This is a genomic window from Flavobacterium flavipallidum (assembly GCF_038289905.1).
Lineage (GTDB): Bacteria > Bacteroidota > Bacteroidia > Flavobacteriales > Flavobacteriaceae > Flavobacterium > Flavobacterium flavipallidum.
In genome coordinates, this window is record NZ_JBBYHU010000007.1 from 25,486 (window position 1) to 49,548 (window position 24,063).

Sequence of the window (24,063 nt, forward strand, 5' to 3'; positions counted from 1 at the left end):
CTGTACTTTTAAATGATTGATTAAAAATACAACGCAACAACACTCTTTATATTGTTTAATTGGTCAAAATAATTTGATGCTTATCAATTACTTTTCTCAAATTCATCAATGCATATCGCATTCTTCCTAATGAAGTATTAATACTCACTCCGGTTACTTCCGAAATTTCTTTAAAGCTCATATCTTTATACATGCGCATTACAAGCACTTCTTTTTGATCCTGAGGAAGTTCTTCAATTAATTTTTGCAAATCCATTTCAACCTGATCGGCTATCAATTGATTTTCGATGGTCAAAGAATCGTCGGTCATAACCGAAAAAACCGAAAACTCTTCTGTTTCACGGTAAAAAGGCATTTTCTTATTCTTTCTAAAATAATCAATAACTAAATTATGTGCGATACGCATCACCCAAGGAAGAAACTTCCCTTCTTCATTATACGATTGTGATTTTAAGGTTTTAATTACTTTTATAAAGGTATCCTGAAAAATATCATCAGAAACATCTCTGTCGGATACTTTTGAATATATAAAACCATAAATTTTGGATTCGTGTCTTTTGATTAAAGTAGCTAAGGCGTCTTCGCTACCTGCCACATAATCCTGTACCAATAAGGCGTCTGGAATTTGAATATTAGCTATCATAGTAATACTTTTTAGTATGAGTTTAATTGGGGTATTATTGTTCTAAAAAGTAGTTTTTTACTATAGGCGCTTCTATTTTTTTAATGATTTCAATTCAAATTTAACAAATTATTATTTTGCTCAGCAAATAAATTTCACAAAAATTAAACCAAAAAAAAAGTTTTACAATATTTTATACAATATTATTATTCTTTTACAATATTTCAACATAAATTTTTAAATACCAAAGCTTTACTACTTACATCCACCCATTTCTTTACTGATAAACTCTAATGTAATCTATTTTGAATTCCTGCGGAAAAATAGCATCATCTACTTCCGGACCTCCAAAATTACCACCAATCGCCATATTAATTAAAAAATAAAAAGCTTGGTCAAATGGCCATGTTGCTTCTGTTTTTATTTCCGGATTAAAACTATAAACCAATTGATTGTCCACATAAAAATCAATTTTATCTTTATTCCAATCAATAGCATACAAATGAAAACCTTGTTCAATGGCTTCAATTCTAGTTTTCTTAGTATTAATCGTATTACCATGACTGTCTTGTGTATGCAAAGAGGTGAAAACCGTTTTGGGTTCTTTACCCACATACTCCAGAATATCAATTTCTCCACACTTAGGCCAACTTACCGTATCAATATTTGCTCCCAACATCCAAAAAGCCGGCCAAATTCCGGAACCAACAGGTAATTTAGCTCTAGCTTCAAAATAACCATACTGAAATTCCTTTTTAGCCTTAGTTGTAATTCTGGAGGAGGTATATTTTTCACCTTCCTTTTTAGATGTTATTACTAAATAGCCGTCTTTTAGCTGTTGGTTTTCTTTTGTGTAAAGTTGGCGTTCGTTATTACCCCAACCGCAGTTGGGGCAACCATCACCTAATTCAATATTCCAATTATTCAAATCCAATTCTTTAGACTCAAACTGTTCTTCCCAAACTAATTTTTTCCCATTTGGCTGAGCCAAAACAAACGTACTAACGAAGAGTAGTATTAAAAATTTATTCATTTTTTCTTATTTTAAATATTGGAAATCACGCTCCAAAGTTTGCACTGAATTTCCACCCACAAAAACTTTAAAATCTCCCGGCTCTGCTTCCCATTTGGAATTAGCTGTAAAAAATTCGATTGTTTTTTTATTAATGGTAAAAATAACTTTTTGAGATGCACCGGCTTGTAATTCTATCATTTCAAATCCTTTCAATTCCTTTACCGGACGGGTTACAGAAGCAATCAAATCCCGAATATAAAGCTGAACAACCTCTTTCCCTTTATATTTACCTGTATTTTTCACGTTAACACTCACCTCAATTTGACCATCTCCGGAAAAAGATTTTTGACTTAAACTTAAATCAGAATATTCAAATTGAGTGTAACTCAAACCATATCCAAAAGGATACAAAGGCGTATTTTTTTCATCAATATAATGGGACCAAAAAACACTTTCCGGTTCATTCATAACAGGGCGGCCTGTGTTTTTGTAATTGTAATAAATAGGTAGCTGCCCCACATTTCTTGGAAAAGTCATCGGCAATTTTCCACTCGGATTGTAATCGCCATACAAAACCTGAGCGATGGCGTTTCCGCTTTGTGTTCCCAGATGCCAGGCTTCCACAATAGCCGGAATATGAGCATCAGCCCAAGGAATAGCCAGTGGTCGTCCATTATTCAACACCAAAACTATATTCGGATTCACTTTATATACTTCTTCTAATAATTCCTGTTGTACTCCCGGCAATCCAATATCAGTTCTGCTTCTTCCCTCACCTGATTGCAAACCATGTTCGCCTAAGGACATAATGACTACATCAGCGTTTTTAGCGGCAGCTATGGCTTCGGCAAATCCGCTTTTGTCGGTAGTATTGATTTTCGTTTCCCAGATAAATTGGGTTCTGCCCACAGTTACATCAGCACCTTTTGCGTAAGTCAATTGATTGCCTTCGTACTTTTGCAGTCCTTCTAACAAAGAAACTGCCGAATTATCATCAGCTGCAATACGCCAGCTTCCTAGCGGACTTGTTTTATCGTTTGCCAAAACGCCAATCACCACAATCTTTTGTCCTGATTTTTTAAGCGGCAATAATTCTTTTTCATTTTTCAAAAGAACAATTGATTTTTTAGCCATTTCCAGAACTCCTTCCTGAAAAGCGGCTTTGCCTAATGTTTCTTTCTCGTAGTTTTCATCACAATACAAATACGGATTGTCGAATAAACCCAACTCAAATTTGACTCTCAATATGCGTCGCGCTGCATCATCTATCAGCGTTTCCTTGACTTTACCTTCCTTTACTAAAGTTTCTAAATGATCCACATAAGCACTGGATTCCATATCCATATCCGATCCTGCATTAATCGCAATTTCGGCAGCCTGCTTGCTGTCTTTAGCAAAACCATGAGGAATCATTTCGTTAATCGAACCCCAGTCAGACACTACAAAACCTTCAAAACCCCAATCGGATTTCAGGATTTTTCTTTGCAAATAGGCATTTCCTGTAGCCGGAATTCCATTCAGTTCATTGAAAGAATTCATAAAAGTACGCACGCCGGCATCAGCAGCTGCTTTAAACGGAGGAAAAACGATATTTTGCAAAGTTGATTCGCCAATATCTACCGTATTATAATCTCTTCCTGATTCGGCAAAAGCATAAGCTGCAAAATGTTTGGCACAAGCCAAAATAGTATTTCTGGCTTTTAAATCGTCCCCTTGAAAACCTTGCACACGGGCAATTGCAATTTGACTTCCCAGATAAGGATCTTCTCCGGCACCTTCCATTACGCGTCCCCAGCGGGCATCACGGGAAACATCTACCATAGGGGCAAATGTCCAGTTGAGTCCAACAGAAGCCGCTTCTTCCGCAGCAATGGCAGCTGATTTTTTTATTTCTTTTAAATCCCAACTGGCGGCTTCAGCTAACGGTATAGGACTTATGGTTTTATAACCATGAATAACATCAAATCCAAAGATTAACGGAATGCCTAATCGGGTTTCTTCTACTGCAATTTTCTGTAAAGCTCTGACGTCTTTTACTCCTTTCACGTTTAGCATCGAACCCACCAAACCATTTTTTAAATCGGCATATTTCTTAGCTGCCTGACCTTCTTTGGGCGTAGGCCCAGTAATTTCCCAAAAACCATTGTATTGATTGAGTTGTCCAATTTTCTCTTTTAAAGTCATCAATTTCAAGACAGAATCCACCCTGAAATCCAATTGATTCTTTGAAACAAAACCTCCTTTTGGCTGAATTATTTTGGAACTACAACTCAATACGGCAATGGTAATGAAAACAAATGACATTGTTTTTATTACGCTCATTTTCTGTTTTTTTTGAATTAAAAGGCCGAATGAAACCGACCTTTTAATTGTTTTTTAATTTCATTATTGGTACACTCTTACATAATCCACTTCCATAGACGACTGAGTAAATGCGGAATCAATGGTTCCTCCGAAAGTGCCTCCCATAGCCACATTTAAAATCATAAAAAAGTCTTTATTGAAAGGCAAACTACCGTCATTATTGACTGTATGAAAAAGAACATCATCCACATATATTTTTACCGATGCCGGACTCCAAATTGTTTTGTACACATGAAATTCTGAAGAAGCATTAGTAATTGTTGTGGTATTAGTATTCGCATTACCACCAGAACGTCCCGGATAATGTAAAGTTCCGTGAATCACGTTAGGCTGATTCCCTTTATGTTCCATAATGTCGATTTCGCCACAGCCTGGCCAGGTATTCGTAGCATAATCAGCTCCCAACATCCAGATAGCCGGCCAGGTTCCGCCACCAACAGGTAATTTAGCTCTCACCTCAACTTTTCCATAAGTAAAATCAAATTTACCTTCCGTTTTTAAACGAGCAGAAGTGTACGTCGAACCAACTTTTTTAGCTGTAATTTTTAAATTTCCACCGGCAACAATTACATTGTCGGAAGCATTGGTATAGCTTTGTGCTTCGTTATTACCCCAGCCATCAGTACCGGTTCCTAAATCGTAAGTCCATTTAGTGGCATCAGGAGCACCATCAGTATTGAATTCGTCTGACCAAACTAAATTAGTATAATCTGCAACTGCTTGTGTGGGTTTTGTGGTCACAAAAGTGTGGTACCAGGCTATTGCAGGATTTCCACCCATAATGGCTCTCACCACCATTCTATTTGCAGTAATTGACAAAATTTCATACGTACTTTGTCCAATATAATAGCCCATGAAACCTCCATCGGAAATAGTCATTTGAGTACCTCTGGTTTGAGTAGCCGCATTTGGGTTATTTAATATTACCGACTCAGACGGACTTAACGAAACTGTTTTTGTTCCAGTAACAGCATAATCCAAACATAAATCTTCACTTCCTGAACCACCGGCAACATTTAAGAAAGCCGCATTAAAGAATGTTCTGCCTTCGTTATCCAAACTAAATTTCAACTGATCACCATCCAAAGAAAAAGTCAGTACATTATCATACAAACAACTACTATTAGCCGACCCTGCTTTTTCAAATGCTGCTGCCTGATACCAAAATCCATAATAATTTTGAGTAGCATCGGTGCTATTTGGCCCTACTCCTAAATGTCCCACTTCAGAAGCTGAGAAATACCATTTTTTAGAATTTCCACCTGTTAATAAAGCTACCGCTTCATCGTCACTGAAAGTACTTAACACCTCTACATCTACTGTTGTATTGGTTGCCACACCACCTTTGCCGGATGCAATTACAGTAACCGTGTAAGTATTGATTCCGGTTTTAGTAAAACGTTTTTCATAAATACCGTTTGGTGCATTTTGCGAAGTTCCATCATTAAAAACAAACTTATACGAAATAGCATCATCTGCTTTCACCGTAAATTTTACTTTTCCGGTTCCATCACCATAAGGTGTAGCTGTTGTTTTTCCAATAATCTCAAATTGTACCTCCAGATTTGTTGGATTTTCCAAAGTACCAAAAGCATAATCGTCTTTGGAGCAATTGACCATCAGTAGCAACGTAAAAATGGCAATTGTATTTATTAATATATTTTTCATCTTTTGCATTTTTAGTTAGATTGTTTGATATCATCAAAATAATATGTAGTACCCGTTCCATTTACACCAAAATCAGGAAATAAAATAACCCTGTCATAAGCATTAGCGGTATTGAATGCTGCCGCAGTAGTCAAATCAAAAGTGAGTACCTGCCATGAATTAGCCACGGTTGTTGTGGCTTCTACTTCCACAAAAACCGTTGGATTGCCATTTCCGTCTTTTGTAGAGGTTGACACTTCCATTTTGAATAAAATTTTAGCTCCAACTTTTGGCGACCAAACATTCACTTTTACCTTAGTTCCTTTAGAAAAATCAACCTTAGTATCCAAATTTAAACTGGCTCCGGCCCAAACTTGTGCACCTGAAGGTTTCTCAATTTTCACTACTTTATTCGATAGATTATTACCTGATTTATCAGGATTAACAATAACCGATGCCGGAATTGCTCCAAAATCAACTGCTCCAAAACCTGCCCATGGATACGTAATTGTTGCAGATTCAAAATCCAGAGGCATTTCAATTAATGCAGAAGGAGTTTTGTAGAAATAAATATTATCAATAAAAACACTTCCTCCTGCCCATGGCGTACCTACAAATTTTAACTGGAAAATATCCGCTACCATTAATCCCTGATTGGTAAATGCTGAGATTGGAATATCAATGCTCGTCCATTGGTTGGCTGTTAAATCCCTTACAACGGGTTTCTCACCATTGGTTTTACTGATTAATGACGTTTCTATCTTTTGTAAATCAGCAGTCCAAACATCCATATGAATGAATTCCATTCCGGAAACATCAATGGTTGTACCGTCAGCCAATGCAATTCCCTGATAACTCAATTTAATATAATTGAGCATTTTATCGCCGTTCAAGTCAAACTCCGTCCAGCTGCTTCCCTGACCTGCTTGTCCCCAATCTGGGAAATAATTTGTTCCTGCAACATTGGTATATTTTGAACCATAAATAGAAATTACATCAGCCGCTTGTCTGTTAGGCGGAGTTGGAGCCGAAGTAAAAGGTTTATTAACAACGGTTACCGTAAACTCTTGTGTGAATTCAGTAGTTTGAATCGCTGCACTTTTAGAAACCACTCTGATGGTATAAACTCCCGGATTTTGATAGGTATAAGAAACTGCATCACCGTTATTTGCTGATACTGGATCCGGTTTTCCTGCTTCGCCAAAATAAACATCATAAAATAGTGCATAATCAGCTGTTGCGGTAACATTTACTTTTTTAGAAACCTGCAAATCATTTTCAATACTAACAACTAAATTTTGTGGTGCTTTAAAAGAAACTACGACTTGCTGAGTCACTTCCGTTTTTTTCCCGTTTAAAGTAGTTCCCACAATTTTAGCATTATAAACTCCTTCTCTATAAACATGATCTACCGTTTCGCCGGGATTTACATAAGCCGGAGCTGTGGTTCCATCGCCAAAATATATTTCGTATAAAGTTACTCCTTCACCTTTAGGCAAAAAAGTCACTTTTCCTGTATTATCCTGCGTTACAGTAGTTAATACAGTAATATTAGTTGGAGCACCAAGAGCATCCAAATCCACCAGATCATTCTCCGTTGAACAGCTAAAAAGTATAGCTGCCACAATAAGACTTGTTATATATATTATCTTTTTCATTGTACTAATTATTATAGTTAGGATTTTGTTGCCAGTTTCCTGCGGCAAATTGAATCTCTTCAATTGGAATAGGAAATAATTCGTTTTTATTAGCCGTAAATCCCGGAATTTCCTGAGCTGCTTTTCCTGTTCGAACCAAATCAAAGAAACGATGTCCCTCTCCTACTAATTCCACTCTTCTTTCTGCCCAGATAAAATCAGTCAATGCTGCTCCCGATGCTGTTATATCATGGTTGTTATCACCAAAGGCACGACGTCGTACTTCATTGAGATATCCTCTGGCTTTAGCATCATTAGTTCCTTCTGTTCTTCTGTTAAAAGCTTCTGCCGCCATTAATAATACATCAGCATAACGAATAGCTCTGTAATTATTAGGATTTGTTAAATTCAAATCTCCTGCTGCCGAAGTACTTCTCTTTCTTGGAATGTATTTTCTATTAAAATAACCCGTATGCTCGTATCCTTCACCATAAGTTGCCCCTGTTTTTAAAGCCCAATCTTCGATGTCCAAAATGGCAACATCTTTACGCTTATCTCCTACTTCAAAAGCATTTACAATTTTAGCAGTAGGGACATTGAAACTAAATCCTGAAGTAAATAGAGTTCCTGTATAATTTCTAGGACCATTAAAACCTACCGCAACGTTTCCTTCACTACATTGCAAACAACCAAATCCGGCACCTTCAACATCTGTATATTGAATTTCAAAAACAGATTCAGGACCATTCTCTCCTTCGGCTTCAAAAATAGAATTATAGTCAGCTACCAATGAATACTTATTCATTCCGATAAGGGTTTCTAAAGTTGTGGCTGCATCTGAAAATTTATTTTGATACAAATAAGCTTTTCCTAACAAAGCCAAAGCGGCTCCCTTGGTTGCTCTTCCTGTCTGAGAAGCGGTAGCATTTAAATTTGCAGCAGCATAAATCAAATCGGCTTCAATGCTGGCATACACCTCTGTAACCGGGGAACGGGGAATCACTTTTTCATCACCAATTTTGAAACGCGCATCGCCTTTCAAGGGAATTGCTCCAAACCATTTTACCAATTCAAAGTGATAATAAGCTCTTAAGAAACGGGCTTCGGCAATAATTTGTGATTTGCCTTCAAAATCGGTTTTGTTTTGAAATTCTAAAATATAATTCGCTCTGCTTACTCCGGCAAACATCCAATTCCAAACATCTCTCAAATTGCTGTTTACAGGGGTATGAATCATATCATCGATTTGCTGAAAACCAATAACATCTGTTTGACTTTCTCCACCGGCAAGGGTATTATCAGAGGCAATTTCACCTAAAATCACATTAACATAAGAAGATTGCAAAGGGTCATAAGCTGCAATTAGAGCGTTTTCATAATCGGTTTTTGAATTGAAATAATTTTCAGAATCGATGGAATAAACTGGATCTCTATTGACAAATTCATCGCTACATGAAACAGTAAGTCCTAAAAGTAACGTTACTGCTGCTACTAGTATATAAGTTTGATTTTTCATCTTAATCAGAATTAAAAATTAATATTAAGTCCTAATAAATAGGTCCTTGGAATTGGGTAAAAACCGTAATCGATACCTCCTCCAATTGGAGCTCCATTAGAAGCTCCGGGATCAAAACCTTTATATTTCGTAAAAGTGTATAGATTATTGACTCCCGCATACATTCGTAACTTGGTTACAAATACTTTCTCGGTAATTTTAGGATTTAAAGTATATCCTAATTGAATGTTTTGAATTCTCAAATAAGAAGCGTCCTCAACAAAATAATCCGAAAACACATTGTTTGCAGTAGCACCTGTAGTTACTCTTGGAACACTATTACTTGTTCCCTCTCCTGTCCAACGGTCCAAAACATAATTTAAACGATTGGCATCTGATAAGGTTCTCTCGTAATTTCGTACCATGTCATTGCCTACTGATGCAAAGGTGTACAGTGCAAAATCAAGATTTTTATAATTTAGTTGCACATTGAATCCCATGGTTGCATTAGGAATTGGGTTTCCAATATTAGTTCTGTCATCACTATTGATAACGCCATCGTTATTTACATCTACAAAGCGAATATCTCCCGGAGCAGCTTCAGCCCCTAATGCAATTTGAGAAGGATGCGCATCAATTTCAGTTTGGTTTTGAAAAATACCATCTGTTTTATAACCATAAAAATATCCTATTGGCAAACCTACCTGCATTCTTGATGGTGCTGGTTGTCCTACTCCAAAAGCGCCTCCCTCAATAAATCCGGTTCCGTTATTAACTTCTAAAACTTTATTTTTAAGGAAAGTAACATTGTAGCCCACACTCATATTGAAGTTATCTGAAAATTGATTTTTATAATCAATTGCAAATTCAACTCCTGAATTACGTACTGTACCGGCATTTACTGTTGGCGCTGAAGAACCTGGAGCATAATTCCCCGTAATTCCGGAAACTGGAATATTAGGGATTAATAAATCTTTGCGGGTATCAATAAAATAATCGGCTACAATTGAAATTTTATTAGAGAATAACTTCATATCTGCACCTACATCAAATTTTCGTGCTTCTTCCCATTTTAAATCAGGATTAGCAATTTGACCTGTGGCTCTTCCATTGGCCAAATCTCCATCAAAAACATAGGTTGCTTCACCAGTTAACAAACTTACATAGCCATTATTTGGAATTTGGTCATTCCCTAATGTTCCGTAACTGGCTCTTAACTTCAGGAAATTGATCTTTTTATCTTGACCAAAAAAGCTTTCATCAGATACTACCCAACCAGCTGTAAAGGAAGGGAAATAACCCACTTTATTTCCCGGACCAAATTTGGTCGAAGCATCACGTCGTAACATAGCTGACAATAAATATTTCCCTTTATAATCGTACTGCATTCTTCCAAAATAGGAAAGACGTCTTTCATCATAATTATAAGAACTATTCGTTTTTGCTTCCAAAAACCCTGTAGTTAATGAAATATCTGCATATTCCCATGAATTATTTGGCACATCATATCCTGTTGCAAAAAGACCATTTCCCCATTCTTTGAAAATGGTATTTCCTAATGTGGCCACAAAATTATGATCCTGAATTTTCTTCGTATAAGTAGCAAAAAAGTCAAAAGAATAGTTATTGTCGTTTACGGCTCCCTGGTTTACAGAACTGCGATTAACATCAAATACTTTTCCTCCATAACTGATTTGTTTAGAAAAATCTTTTGATTTACTATTAGAAGTATTGAATCCCATGGAACTGGACAATACAAAACCGTCAAATAATTTGTATTCTAAGCCAAAATTTCCATTAATTTTCTTGTAACTATAATCATTATAAGTATTGGCTATTTGTGCCAAAGGATTTATAATTTCAGTACCTAAACCCGCAGTGCTTGGGACTAAAGTATAATCACCGTTACTATCATAAGGACTTAAGGTTGAAGGTACATTTAAAGCGTTAAACAATACTGAACCAAGGCCGTTTTCATTTAATGTTTTGCGATTAAAGTAGGTATAAATCACATTAGTTTTTAACTTCAAATGATCCGTAACATCAGCATTCAAGCCTACACGTGCAGTGTTTCTTAAAAAACCTGATTTATTTTGACCTACAATACCCTCCTGATCCAAATGTGAACCACTTACTGAATAAGTAATCTTATCACTTCCTCCTGACATAGACAAATCATGACTAATAATAGGAACACCAGTACTCATTACTTCATCCTGCCATTTAGTTCCTTTCCCTAAACCGGTAACATTAGTATAAGGTAAAGTTCGACCACCATTAGCATAACTTTCGTTAAGCAATAAGGCATATTCCGTAGCATTCAACAAATTAAGCTTTCGGGAAGATTCCTGAAATCCTGCATAGGTATTGTAAGAAACTCGGGATTTAGAATTCTTTTTTCCTGATTTTGTGGTTACTAAAATCACCCCATTAGCACCTATTGTTCCGTAAATTGCTGCCTGAGCATCTTTAAGAACAGTGATGGATTCAATATCATTAGGATTTAACAAGCCTAATTCCCCCACATAACCATCAATAATAGTTGTAGGACGGTTTTCTCCATTGGTAGCTATACCACGAATTCTAATATCAAGTGCTGCACCCGGAGAACCTGATTGAGTAGTTACATTAACGCCTGAAACAGTTCCTTGCAAAGCTTGTTCGACTTTAATAGGCTTAAGAACTTCAAGTGTTTTACTATCAACTACAGCAACAGCGCCAGTTACTTCTCTTTTCTTTTGACTTCCATAACCTATTACGACTACTTCGTCTAAAACTTTTGTATCCTCAGCTAAATTAATATTTAAGGAAGTTTCCGTTTTTGTGACTTGATATTCTAAAGTTTTGTAACCAATAAAAGTAAAAACTAATACCGATCCCGAGGGAACTCCTTTTAATGTAAATTTTCCATCAAAATCAGAAGAGGTACTTTTAGTACTGTTTTTAATTTGAATGTTAACTCCTGGTATAGACAGACCAGATTTTTTTTCTTTTACTGTTCCTCCAATGTCAAAACTTTGAGAAAATCCCAAAGTAGAGAACAATAAAAAGATGATTAATAGATAATTTGGTTTCATATGGTTTATGTTTTGTTGTGAATTGTAAATTTAGAATCTTAAAATAGTAAATAATTAAAAATAACCTCTACAAAAAATATACAATAAAAATAAAAGTTGTTTTAATTACAAATAATTCAATAAAAGCAAGAAAACAGCAATATAACTGCATTTTGATTTTCTCTAAAAAAGAATGTAAAAAAACCACAGCATTTACAAAATGTTGTGGTAATGTATAGTTTTTGAGGTTAAATTTAGCAGAACTATACAGTCAAAATATACTCAACAAGTCCTTGCTCATGCGATAAATCCATTTTTTTTCGCAAACGATATCTTTTAATTTCTACACTTCGTACCGAAATATTCAATAAAGGAGCTATTTCTTTTGAAGATAAATTAAGCCTTAAGTAAGCACATAATCTTAAATCATTTGCTGTTAATGAAGGATGGGCTTCTTTCATTTTCTTTAGGAAATCTTTGTCTGTTTTATTAAAGGCTTCCTGAAATACACTCCATGAATCTTTTCCAGTAATGTTCTTATTGATAGCAGAAATCACTGTTTTAATACTTCGATTTTCTCCCTCTTCATTATTTTTTAAATCTTTTTGTATCGAAGCCAACAATTCATTTTTACTATTCAAATTCATCGTCGAGGCAGCTAGTTCTCGATTAATTTCATCAACATTCTGTGATAATTGCTCATTTTTAAGACGCATCAATTGCTGTTCGTTTTCTAATTCCTTTATTTCCAACAAAAGATTATTTTCTTCTATTAATTTTTCTTTTTGACGTTGGTAATATTTATTATACTCTTGATGAATTAAACGAATCAACAGAAAAGCTATAAGAACATAAATAAGAATAGCTAAATTTGTTCCGTACCAAGGTTTTAGAATTGTAAAAGTATATACTTCAGTATTTTCAAGATTAGAATTAGCAAATTTAGCCTTCACTTTAAAAACATAATCACCGGATGGTAAATTCTTAAAACTAACCGAAGATTTCACATTCCATTCACTCCATTTATCTTGAAAACCTTCTAATATATATTGATATTCAGCATTGATATATTTATTGTATTCGGGTACTGTATATGAAAAATTGATATTATTTTCATTATACGAAAATCGCCCTTCTTCATTAATTATAGCTGAATGCACAGATTCATCTAAGGCATAACTACTAATATTTGATATAGAAACTTTATAATTTTCAAATGCCAATTCATTAATATTCATGGTATAATAACCATCGGTTGTTCCAAAGAAATACACTGATGGAGATAATTGGGTAATATTTTCATACCCCAACATTGAATTCGTCAAAGAAACCGGAATAGGAATGTTATTTTGTTTTAACTGATTACTTAATTTATTTACTGAAAAATAGCTGATATAATTTTTTGAAAACATCCATATTTTGTTTGAACTATCCACTATCATCTTTCCTGAGGTATATTCATCTTTTTCAAAAACAGCACTCAAAACCGACTCTTTTACAAATTGCTTTGTACTTTTATTTAGTTTAAAAACCCCTTTTTTGTTAGCGTAATAAATAATATTATTAAATTGTACTAAACTTGCATTTTTTCCTTTTTCAGGCTGTTTATATGTAGTATACTTTTTAATATTTTGAAGATTATTATCTAATTCTAATCTAAATACACCTTTATATTCATGACTTACGTAAATTTCAAAATATTTAGTGAGTTCAAAATATTTAGATGAATAGTCAAATCCTTTTATTTTATTTCTAAAAAACCATTGATTATTTCTCTTTTCTAAAACCGATATACCGTAATAATTCCCTTGTAATAAAAGATTTTTATTACCCGGTATTTCCTTAAATTTCCATGTTCCTGATTTTGAAAAAACATGCTTTGCCATATCATTTTCAATTATAAAAGTTCCTGTATCATGACCGCAAAACAGTAATCCATCATGCACATACAATGACCAAACTTGTCCTTTTGTCCCATTGATAAACTTAAATTCATCATTGCTTTGATACTTTTTACAAAACAAGCCTTGATTCGTCCCAACATATAATTTCCCATTATACAATTGCGAAGCGTAAACAGTACCTAATACCCCCGAATCATCTACATAACTTTGTATTGGCGATTTTAAATTAATACAGTTGATTCCATTATCTAAACCTACCCAAAGGTTTTTTTCCTTATCTTCAAATATGGACAAGGCCGTATTATTACTCAATCCTTTTCTCTGAGATATGTGGTAACTTTTTCTACCAAGAGAATTTATGATAAAAATTCCATTTGAAATTGTTCCTATAGCAAACCCACTTTCGGATAATTTTTCACAACTATACACACTCCCATTAGATAAATCAAGATCTATTTCTGTTGGAAATTTCACTAACAACTTACCTGAAAGCTCAAAAAATCCAGACTTTTGAGTCGAAATCAACAACTTATCTTCCTTAGCAAAAATATTTACAATGCGATTATTCTTTAATATCAAATCATTAGAAACTAATTTACTCTTACCTCCTTCGATCTCAAAAAGTCCTTGATTTTCTACCTGGTAATAAATAGTATTCACTGTCTTAAAAGCTTTAATTATATTGGCACTCGGTGCAATTATTTTAAAACTTTTAGCTTGCGAGTCATAAATATAAATTCGATTCAATGATTGAAAAATAACCCAATGATCATAACTCAAAATATTCCAAAATTGCTCGTCATCTAAAATCTTAGATTTTATTGTGGAGCTCAAAGACTGATATTGCAGCAAACCATCCGCCTTACGTATCCAAAAACCAAACTCCATATAACTTCCTGTATAAATCTTATCGCCAATTACTTTTACAGACCTAATTATAGTTTCATTGGGAGAGGGATACAATTTCCAATAGGAACCATTAAATTCCAATAAGCCTTCATTATTAGCAAAAAACATAAATTGATTTTGATCCTGAGAAATCATCCAGTTTTGGTTTCCTGCCTGGTATCTACTTGGAGGATAGTCCACAATAGGAGGTAAATCTTGGGAAAAAACAGAAAAATAAAGAATAAAAAACAGTGCGGTTAATTTTGTTTTCAATTGGTTTTAGATTTTGGTTTACTGTAAATTTAAAACTAAATCCAATTAGTTTATAAAAAACTTATATTTAATAACATTACTCTAAAACAAGCTATTTTTAGATAAAAAGAGTTCTTTTTAACAAAATTTAGAATTTGTTCATGGCCTTTTCTCGGTTTAAAAATGTTTACTTTTGTACAAATTATATTTTTCCATGAAAGTTGACTTTTCTAAAATAGATCCTAAGAAAAACATCATTATCAAAGGAGCTCAAGTCCATAATTTAAAAAATCTTGACGTTGTTATTCCCCGCAATCAACTTGTTGTAATTACAGGACTTTCTGGATCCGGAAAATCCAGTTTAGCATTCGACACTTTATATGCCGAAGGACAGCGCCGTTATGTGGAAAGCTTGTCTTCCTATGCTCGACAATTCCTTGGAAGATTAGACAAGCCAAAAGTTGAATATATCAAAGGAATTGCTCCTGCCATTGCCATTGAACAAAAAGTAAATACAACTAATGCACGTTCTACTGTAGGAACTTCAACTGAAATATACGATTACATCAAATTATTATATGCCCGAATAGGAAGAACTTTTTCTCCAATTTCTGGCCGTGAGGTAAAGAAAAACACGGTTACCGATGTTATCAATGATGTGAAAAATTTTGAAATTAACAGCAAATGGCTACTTCTTGCTCCCATTCATCTGGAAGAAGGAAGACAACTGGAAGACAAACTAAAAGTTTTTCTTCAACAAGGTTTTTCGAGAATATTAGTAGATAATGAAACTATCCGTTTAGATGACTTCTCGACTTCGCTCGAAGTGACGGAAAAACACTCATATGACCACAAGGATATCTTGTTAATCATTGACCGAATTGTAGTTAAAGAGGAAGAAGAATTTTTTAATCGTCTGGCCGATGCGGTACAAACGGCTTTTTATGAAGGAAAAGGTATTTGCTATTTACAGGAACTAAATTCAGAAAACCGATTGGATTATTCCAATAATTTCGAACTGGACGGAATTACTTTTCTGGAACCAAACGTTCATTTATTTAGTTTCAACAATCCTTACGGAGCCTGCCCAAGTTGTGAAGGTTACGGTAACATTATTGGAATTGATGCCGAATTAGTGATTCCTAACAGCAGTTTATCCATTTATGAAAATGCTATTTTCCCATGGCGTGGTGAAAGTATGGGATGGTATCGCGACCAATTAGTCAATAGTGCGTACAAATTTGATTTTCCGATACACAAACCCTATTTCCAGTTAACTGATGAACAAAAAGAATTAATCTGGACCGGGAATGAATATTTCCAGGGATTGAATGATTTCTTTCAGGAATTAGAAGACAAAAATTATAAAATTCAAAACCGCGTTATGTTATCCCGTTATCGCGGAAAAACCAAATGCCAAACTTGCAAAGGAAAACGCTTACGTCCTGAAGCTTCTTACATCAAAATTAACAACAAAACCGTATCGGATTTGGTGGATTTACCAATTAAACATTTGGTGGATTTCTTTAAAAATTTAGAATTAAACGAATACGAAAAGCAAATTGCCAAAAGACTATTGGTCGAAATCAACAATCGATTATCTTTTTTAAGTAATGTAGGTTTGGATTATTTAACACTCAACCGAAACTCCGCTACTCTTTCCGGTGGAGAATCCCAACGAATAAATTTAGCCACTTCATTGGGAAGTAGCTTAGTGGGTTCGATGTATATTTTGGATGAGCCAAGTATTGGTCTACACCCAAAAGACAGTGAACGATTAATTAAAGTTTTGTTATCTCTAAGAGATTTGGGCAATACTGTTATAGTTGTCGAACATGACGAAGACATTATGAAAGCCGCCGATATGATTATCGATATTGGTCCCGAAGCCGGAAGTTTTGGAGGAGAATTAGTCGCTCAGGGGAATTTTGAAGAAATACTAAAATCTACCTCATTGACGGCTAAATACCTCAACGGAGATTTAGAAATAGCCGTTCCAAAACGTCGTCGTGCGTTCAAAAATTTTGTAGAAATAAAAGGAGCCAGAGAAAATAATCTGCAAAATATCGATGTCAAATTTCCACTTGATGTACTCACGGTGATTACGGGGGTTTCTGGTAGTGGAAAAAGTACGTTGGTCAAAAAAATACTGTATCCTGCTTTGCAGAAAAAATTGGATATGGCCGGAGAAAAAGCCGGACAGTTTACTGAAATCACAGGTTCTTTTTCACATATCAAACACATTGAATATGTAGATCAAAACCCTATTGGACGAAGTTCCCGATCAAACCCTGTGACTTATATCAAGGCTTATGATGACATAAGAGATTTATTTGCTAAAGAAAAACTATCCAAATTAAGAGGTTATCAACCCAAACATTTTTCTTTCAACGTTGATGGTGGTCGTTGCGAAACTTGTAGTGGCGAAGGAACTATTAATGTAGAAATGGTTTTCATGGCCGATGTTCAATTACCTTGCGAAACCTGCAGTGGTAAAAGATTTAAAAAAGAAGTTTTAGAAGTCGCTTTTGAAGGTAAAAACATCAACGACATCCTAACCATGACCATTGATGATGCGGTACATTTTTTTGAAACCAATAAACAAACTAAAATTACTCAAAAACTAAAACCCCTACAAGATGTAGGTTTAGGTTATGTTCAGTTGGGACAATCCTCTTCAACTCTTTCCGGAGGTGAAGCGCAACGTATAAAACTGGCCTCCTTTCTGGTAAAAGGAGCTACTAAAGAAAAGGCTTTGTTTGTTTTTGACGAACCTACTACCGGTTTGCATTTTCATGACATTAAAAAACTACTAGCTTCCTTTGATGCCTTATTAGAAAAAGGACATTCACTTTTAGTAGTTGAACACAATCTCGACCTTATTAAATGTGCCGACTGGATTATCGATTTGGGCCCTGAAGGAGGCGAAAACGGAGGTCAATTATTAGCCGAAGGAACTCCCGAAGAAATTGTTAAAAGTAAAAAATCGATTTCGGCAAAATACCTCAAAGAAAAACTATAAAACACAAACTCCGTCTCGTTATATTTAAACCAGACGGAGTTTTTTTTTCTTATATCTTAATTATAACATACATCTTCAAAAACCTGACCTTCTTCATCGATAGCAATGATAATTTTCTTTTCTCTTTTAGATTGATACGCTTTATAAATCCAGGGAATAGACCATAAACCAAACGTAGCACAAGAAATCCAAAAATTTAAATTATGATTTATTTTCCTTGGTTTTTTAGACAAAACCACAAAAGGTAGTTTATTATTTACCTCTTCAACCACAAAACCTTTCTTCACTTTTTGAGCTAAAACCTGAGATAACTGTTTAGAATTTTCATTCAATGTAAGAGTATAATTTTCCATGTTTTGGGGGTATTAATAAAACAGATATTGACTAAAAGACAAAAATCTTCTACAAATTTAATACCACAAATTAAGAATTTCAATACCCACTTTTAGTGATTAACATTTGTTGAACGTACAATTAAAAAAAGTTATTTCTTCAAATATTTTTGAATCAACCCATCAAATACATCATTGATTTCCTGCGAAATAGCTAATTTATAATTCAAATACAAATAAGCAATCGTGACTAATATTGATTTCAAAGCAATAGCAATGATTCCATTTACCGGAAAATCCCAAAAGAAAAAAACCAAAAATAAAATTGATGTTAGTGCGAAAGAATATAAGGTTTGCTTTGTAAAAGGATAAAGATGCAACCTCCTTTGAACAAAAATTAATTTGGCTAAACTATATAAAGTAACCGATAACAATATCGCGATTGCCGAACCTAAAATACCATACAGTGGTATAAAAATCATATTTAAACCTACAGTTAATAAGACCACTACAACACCTAAAAACAATACCGTTCTATAATGTTTCGTATTAAAAATAATAGCGGTATTATTTCCTAAAATCAAATCAACATACTTAGATAAACCCGTTAGAAAAACAACCATTACCCCTCCACTGTATTCCTCAGGAATCATCTCATAGAGTGTATTAATATTTACAAAAATACACAACATGACATAGCCACCTACAATTTGCAAATTGATAGAAGTCTTTTTATAAAAGTCATCCAGCTCATCATGTTTTTCCTCATGCATTAATTTCGCCGTAATAGGATAAGTAATTTGATACATGGCCTTACTTGGAACCGAAATAACTAAAGCAATATAAGTAGCAACCGAATAATAGGCTATATTTTCAATTTTAATGTATTGATTCAACATCAGTTTATCGATATCTAACAACAAAGTAGCTACTCCTCCTGATAAAATGATATAAAAGGTATATACTGAAATCTCCTTAACATTATGCGGAATAGCCATTTGAAAATGAGGCTTTTTCAAATAGAAAGCATAAAACATCGTTACCAAACAAGCTAAAAAATAAGTAATTGCCGTGATATAAATAAACTGAAGCGGCGTTATATAATGGTAATAAACACCAACTAAAGCAATTAATGAAAACAATCGTAAACCAACTTCTTTGACAAAATTCCCAAATACGGAATGCATATGAACTCTTGCCCAGGCATAAAATATTTCAAAATAAGCCATACAAATTCCTATGAAAGGAATAAACCACAAAAAGTCTTTGACAATAGGATTTACTTTGGACAGATAATTGGATATATCACCATAAAAAAATAAAAACAGTGACAGTAAAGGAATCGAAAGTACTAATGGAAACAATACTGCAAAAGAAAGAAACTCGGCCTCTTCCTTATCATTCCTGCATTGAGAAAAGAATTTCACTAAGGTGTTTTGTACCCCAAAAGCCAGTAATGGCATTATAATAGCCGCAGCAGAAAGGATATAAGTGGTTAAAGCATAATAAGTACTTCCTAAAAAATAGGGATAAAAATAGATGGTATTAATTCCTCCTATTGCAAAACCAATATAAGTAACAATCGTATTTTTTAAAGACTGATTTAATACTAGCCCCATTTATAAGTATGAAATTAGAAGTTAGAAGTTAGAAGTTGTACCAATTGTTCTGTCAAATTTTTTCTGGAATATTTTTGCAAACCTACTCCATAAGATTGTAATTTCCCTTCTAAAAACTGATTATAATAACCTAAAATCACTTTTTTAAGTTTTTCTTTTTCAGAATAATTAAAAAACACACCTGTATTCGTTCCGGTTATTATTTCGTCAAAATCAGAACCTTTTGGACCAAGAGCAATAATTGGTCGGTTAGAAACCATATATTCAAACAATTTACCCGGCAAAATACTTTTTGTTTCTTCTGAATCAATTTCGATAAGTAATAAAACCTGTGATTTTCTTTGGTGAGCGATTGCTTCCTCATGGGCAACATAACCCAAATTATTCAAATAATCATTTAGTCCAAAAGCAGTAATACTATCAAAAACTTCCTGACTTACAGCTCCTATCAATTTGATTTCCAAATGTGTTTTGAACTCCGGAATTTCATTAATTAATTCCACTAAACATTCCCAAAGAATTTTTGGATTTCTAGCCGAAAGGAATGAACCAATATGCGCCAAAGAAAATGTAGTATCCAAGGATTGTTTCTGCACTTTTTCCGTATCATAACCGTTAGTGATAACAGCAATAGGTTTTGTAGTCAGTGCTTCAAACTCTTTCTTAGTGGTTTTACTGGTAACGATAATACTATCGGCTGTATTTAAAACTTCCGATTCTAAATCCTTATGTTTTTGAGCAGCATAAGTAGATAATCGCAAGGATTTATGATAACCAATAGTTGTCCAAGGATCTCTAAAATCAGCAAACCATTTTAGTGCCAACTTCTTTTTTAATTCCAAACCAATTAAATGCAAACTATGCGGCGGACCCGAAGTTACAATGGTATCAATATTATTTTCTGTAATGTATTTTTCTAAATAGGTAACCGAAGGTTTTACCCAAAAAAAACGGGCATCGGGAATAAATAAATTACCACGAATCCAAAGAAAAAGTTTATCTAAAAAGGATTGTTTCTTTTGATTGGGGATAATCCCCGAGTTCATTTTTTTGGTTTTGTTCTTGGACAAAAAAGAAGCCAGTTGATACGGCTCGAATATCTTTTGTTTCAGAATAATCGCTTTATCCGAAACTTCATTTACCAAATTCTCATCCACAATTGGATAAGTTGGATTTTCAGGAACATACACAATTGGCTGAACACCAAAATCAGGTAAATACTTCACAAATTTCAACCAGCGTTGAACTCCGGGCCCTCCCGCCGGCGGCCAATAATAAGTGATAATAAGAACTTTTTTTGGTTCCAATGATTTAATTTTTCAAATGATTATTTAACGAATAAATTGAATGCAGATAAACTTTTGAATGTTGAATATCTAAATCAAAAATCTTTAGCTGTTCTTTTGCGTTCGTAATAAATTCCACCTATTAAAAGTAAGAACATAACAGCACCACTAACAAGTGTAATGGTACTACCTTTTTGAATTACTTCAGGTTCAAATTTAAATTCTACAGTATGAACACCTTTTGGCAACATCATTGCTCTCAAAACATAGTCAACAGGAAAATGCTCAGCTTTAACTCCGTCTATGTATGCATTCCAACCGTGCGGATAATAAATTTCGGAAAAAACAGCTAGACCTTCGTTTTTGCTATCCGAAATATACTTTATATAATTTGGCTTATAAACTCTTAACTGAATTGTTCCTGTTGTATCTAAATTACGTTTGATACGTGCATTTTTAAATTTATCACCATTCAGTTGCATATTAAACACAGCGACTTTCTTGGTATTAATACGATCCAAAGCTTTCATTTCATCATTGGCATTATTTACCAATTTGATTTCATTAACAAACCAAGCATTTCCATTCGCATCAGGATTTGAAGTTGGGAATTCCTTACCTTCTTTATCGGTTTGAATCACATATTTTACATTCAACATATTCAAAATTTCCAAGTTGTTTTTGGCAATTTGGTAATCAAATAATTGTTGCATTCTACGTGGTTTTGCGGCATGATAACCTCCAATTGATTTATGAAAATAAGAGGCTCTGGCGCTGGAGAAATTTCCGTTGATTTCAAACACACGATAATGCGATGTATCTTTTAAAATTTGAGCATCAGATGGCGTTTCCTGAAAAGGAACATCTACTTCTCTACTACTTACAAAATCCTTATCAGAAACGTATTTTTTATCTACAAAAAACAAATCAGAAACCATAAACAACCCAATCAAAATGACAGCTGTTTTTTGGGCTATTTTGTCTTTGATGACCATCCATAAAATTCCGGCTGTCAAAATAATAAAGAATCCTGATCGTAACAAATCGGCACTGTACATGGTTTTTCTGTCACTCTTAATTGCATCCACAAAACCCGGACCATAACTTTGAGCCATATAAGCATCACTAGCACCTGAAAAGCTAAATAAGCCTTTGCTTAAAAACAAAATGACAATGGTTCCTAAACCAATAGCCGCCGACTGCCATAATCCTTCCCATTGTTTTGCTTTATCGGCTTTACAAAAAGACTGCAAGCCCATAACTGCTAAAACAGGAAAACATAATTCCAATACCACCTGAATGGATGAAACCGCTCTAAACTTATTGTACATAGGTACATAATCAATAAAAAAATCGGTTACAATTGGGAGATTTTTACCCCAGGAAAGTACTAAAGCCACAGCTGCTCCTGAAGCAAAAGCATATTTTATTTTTCTTTCATCTACAATCAATCCCAGGATTGCTAAAAAGAAAACCACAATCCCAATATAGGCCGGAGCAGCCACAATAGGCTGGTCTCCCCAGTAGGTTGGCATCCCTTGTTTAGCATATTCAACAGCCTGTGATTCTGTAATATATTGCCCTTCCCCTATTTGTTGTTGCTGTAGAAATTGAACAATTTGTGATTCTTTGCCCAAACTCTCACTATTAGAACCTCCAAAAAGTCTTGGCGCAATCAAATTGAAACTCTCTGCAATACCATAACTATACTCGGTAATATAATCACGAGTCATCGCACTCGTATCGGTACTACGGGTTCCATCCGGTTTATAAGTCAATTCGCTTTTTCCACGGGTACTAAAATTAGCATACTCAGCAGTAGCCAATAAATTAGTAGCATTAACGCCTATGGCTAAAATTCCTGCAACTAGCAAAACTCCTACCGAAGTCAATAACGACTTATATTCTTTTTCTTTTATAAGATTGTAAGCAAAATATGCTGAAAGAATCAATAACAGAATCAGTAAATAATAGGTCATTTGAAAGTGATTGGCATTAATTTCTAATGCAGTTGCAATCATTGTTAACAAACCACCTGCTATGTATCTTTTATTGTAAACCCAAATAAAACCGGCTACCACCAACGGCATATAAGCAATAGCATGCGCCTTAGCATTGTGTCCTACCCCTAAAATAATGATTAAATAAGTCGAAAAACCAAAAGCTATAGCCCCAAAAAAGGACTTCAATGGATCCACTTTTAAAACTAAAAGCAAACCATAAAAACCTAAGAAATACAAGAATAAATAATCGGCAGGACGAGGCAGAAATCGTAAAAAATCGTCTACTGCTCCTACAAAATCATATGGATATTTAGCTCCTAACTGATAAGTAGGCATTCCTCCAAAAGCAGAATTGGTCCAAAAAGGTTCATTATGTTCACTTGCCCGAAAATCGTTTTGCTCTTTTGCCATACCGGTATATTGAGCAATATCCGATTGAAAAATTTGTTTTCCCTGAAGCACAGGATAAAAATAAATGAGAGAAACTAAAACAAAACCAAGAATGGCAATAGCGTGCGGATAGAACTTATTTATTATTTTCAATTTTCGGGAATTTTATAAATTACGAATTAGTTTGCGGCAAATTTAATCTATTTCTTCGTAATCCACATAATCTCCCACTTTTTTGGTTTCGCGGGATTTTCTAGCATTATCAGTGTTATAAATACTAGTCTCACCATCAGTTGTTCTTTGCCAGTTATTTTGATACTGACCTCGCTGTTGCTGTTGCATATTCTCACTCGCTTTTTCTACTACTTTTTTGATTACAACTGGCAAAAACAATTTTGCCAAAAATCTAAAAATATAATAGAATGATATAATGATAAATAATGTTCTTAAAAAACCTGTAAATGAAGCAAGTTGCATAATCAAATATTTTTTTAGCAAAATTAACAAATACTACATTCAAAATTAGATTAT

14 protein-coding genes are annotated in these 24,063 nt (G+C 34.2%); 1 reads left to right on the plus strand and 13 read right to left on the minus strand.

The features are described from left to right. Positions 1 to 55: 55 nt before the first annotated feature. From AAEO59_RS05345 to AAEO59_RS05380, 8 genes are all read right to left on the minus strand, one after another. Positions 56 to 640: an RNA polymerase sigma factor gene (locus tag AAEO59_RS05345; protein ID WP_341699791.1), complete on the minus strand. Its 585-nt coding sequence runs from the start codon at positions 638 to 640 to the stop codon at positions 56 to 58. Positions 641 to 899: 259 nt separating this feature from the next. Next, positions 900 to 1,655, minus strand: coding sequence for a glycoside hydrolase family 16 protein (locus tag AAEO59_RS05350; RefSeq protein WP_341699705.1), 756 nt, complete (start codon positions 1,653 to 1,655; stop codon positions 900 to 902). A 6-nt stretch (positions 1,656 to 1,661) separates the two neighbouring features. Continuing rightward, on the minus strand, positions 1,662 to 3,959 hold the full coding sequence (bglX, locus tag AAEO59_RS05355) for a beta-glucosidase BglX (RefSeq protein ID WP_341699706.1): 2,298 nt from the start codon (positions 3,957 to 3,959) through the stop codon (positions 1,662 to 1,664). 63 nt (positions 3,960 to 4,022) lie between these two features. Continuing rightward, entirely contained in the window at positions 4,023 to 5,669 is a 1,647-nt protein-coding gene (locus tag AAEO59_RS05360) for a glycoside hydrolase family 16 protein (RefSeq protein WP_341699707.1), read from the minus strand. An 11-nt stretch (positions 5,670 to 5,680) separates the two neighbouring features. Then, positions 5,681 to 7,306: a hypothetical protein gene (locus tag AAEO59_RS05365; RefSeq protein ID WP_341699708.1), complete on the minus strand. Its 1,626-nt coding sequence runs from the start codon at positions 7,304 to 7,306 to the stop codon at positions 5,681 to 5,683. A 4-nt stretch (positions 7,307 to 7,310) separates the two neighbouring features. Beyond that, positions 7,311 to 8,801, minus strand: coding sequence for a RagB/SusD family nutrient uptake outer membrane protein (locus AAEO59_RS05370; protein ID WP_341699709.1), 1,491 nt, complete (start codon positions 8,799 to 8,801; stop codon positions 7,311 to 7,313). 11 nt (positions 8,802 to 8,812) lie between these two features. Then, on the minus strand, positions 8,813 to 11,857 hold the full coding sequence (locus tag AAEO59_RS05375) for a SusC/RagA family TonB-linked outer membrane protein (protein WP_341699710.1): 3,045 nt from the start codon (positions 11,855 to 11,857) through the stop codon (positions 8,813 to 8,815). A 242-nt stretch (positions 11,858 to 12,099) separates the two neighbouring features. Continuing rightward, positions 12,100 to 14,901 (minus strand): triple tyrosine motif-containing protein, encoded by a 2,802-nt coding sequence (locus AAEO59_RS05380; RefSeq protein ID WP_341699711.1) that lies wholly within the window; start codon positions 14,899 to 14,901, stop codon positions 12,100 to 12,102. Positions 14,902 to 15,094: 193 nt separating this feature from the next. Between AAEO59_RS05380 and uvrA the strand changes: the two genes are divergently transcribed. Continuing rightward, positions 15,095 to 17,902 (plus strand): excinuclease ABC subunit UvrA, encoded by a 2,808-nt coding sequence (gene uvrA / locus AAEO59_RS05385; protein WP_341699712.1) that lies wholly within the window; start codon positions 15,095 to 15,097, stop codon positions 17,900 to 17,902. A gap of 56 nt (positions 17,903 to 17,958) precedes the next feature. On the opposite strand, the gene AAEO59_RS05390 is transcribed toward uvrA, so the two are convergent. From AAEO59_RS05390 to AAEO59_RS05410, 5 genes are all read right to left on the minus strand, one after another. Then, complete coding sequence (locus AAEO59_RS05390) at positions 17,959 to 18,255, minus strand: hypothetical protein (protein ID WP_341699713.1); 297 nt, start codon at positions 18,253 to 18,255, stop codon at positions 17,959 to 17,961. A 131-nt stretch (positions 18,256 to 18,386) separates the two neighbouring features. Next, complete coding sequence (locus AAEO59_RS05395; protein WP_341699714.1) at positions 18,387 to 19,853, minus strand: oligosaccharide flippase family protein; 1,467 nt, start codon at positions 19,851 to 19,853, stop codon at positions 18,387 to 18,389. 14 nt (positions 19,854 to 19,867) lie between these two features. Then, positions 19,868 to 21,160 (minus strand): glycosyltransferase family 4 protein, encoded by a 1,293-nt coding sequence (locus AAEO59_RS05400; RefSeq protein WP_341699715.1) that lies wholly within the window; start codon positions 21,158 to 21,160, stop codon positions 19,868 to 19,870. Between the two features lie 74 nt (positions 21,161 to 21,234). Continuing rightward, entirely contained in the window at positions 21,235 to 23,685 is a 2,451-nt protein-coding gene (locus AAEO59_RS05405) for a hypothetical protein (protein ID WP_341699716.1), read from the minus strand. A 42-nt stretch (positions 23,686 to 23,727) separates the two neighbouring features. Further along, entirely contained in the window at positions 23,728 to 24,009 is a 282-nt protein-coding gene (locus tag AAEO59_RS05410) for a DUF4834 family protein (RefSeq protein WP_341699717.1), read from the minus strand. Between the last annotated feature and the right edge of the window lie 54 nt (positions 24,010 to 24,063).

Excerpts from the sequence above, each read along its gene's own strand:
- AAEO59_RS05350 (WP_341699705.1), bottom strand. The coding sequence starts at position 1,655 with ATGAATAAATTTTTAATACTACTCTTCGTTAGTACGTTTGTTTTGGCT.
- bglX (WP_341699706.1), bottom strand. The coding sequence starts at position 3,959 with ATGAGCGTAATAAAAACAATGTCATTTGTTTTCATTACCATTGCCGTA.
- AAEO59_RS05360 (WP_341699707.1), bottom strand. The coding sequence starts at position 5,669 with ATGAAAAATATATTAATAAATACAATTGCCATTTTTACGTTGCTACTG.
- AAEO59_RS05365 (WP_341699708.1), bottom strand. The coding sequence starts at position 7,306 with ATGAAAAAGATAATATATATAACAAGTCTTATTGTGGCAGCTATACTT.
- AAEO59_RS05370 (WP_341699709.1), bottom strand. The coding sequence starts at position 8,801 with ATGAAAAATCAAACTTATATACTAGTAGCAGCAGTAACGTTACTTTTA.
- AAEO59_RS05375 (WP_341699710.1), bottom strand. The coding sequence starts at position 11,857 with ATGAAACCAAATTATCTATTAATCATCTTTTTATTGTTCTCTACTTTG.
- uvrA (WP_341699712.1), top strand. The coding sequence starts at position 15,095 with ATGAAAGTTGACTTTTCTAAAATAGATCCTAAGAAAAACATCATTATC.
- AAEO59_RS05390 (WP_341699713.1), bottom strand. The coding sequence starts at position 18,255 with ATGGAAAATTATACTCTTACATTGAATGAAAATTCTAAACAGTTATCT.
- AAEO59_RS05395 (WP_341699714.1), bottom strand. The coding sequence starts at position 19,853 with ATGGGGCTAGTATTAAATCAGTCTTTAAAAAATACGATTGTTACTTAT.
- AAEO59_RS05410 (WP_341699717.1), bottom strand. The coding sequence starts at position 24,009 with ATGCAACTTGCTTCATTTACAGGTTTTTTAAGAACATTATTTATCATT.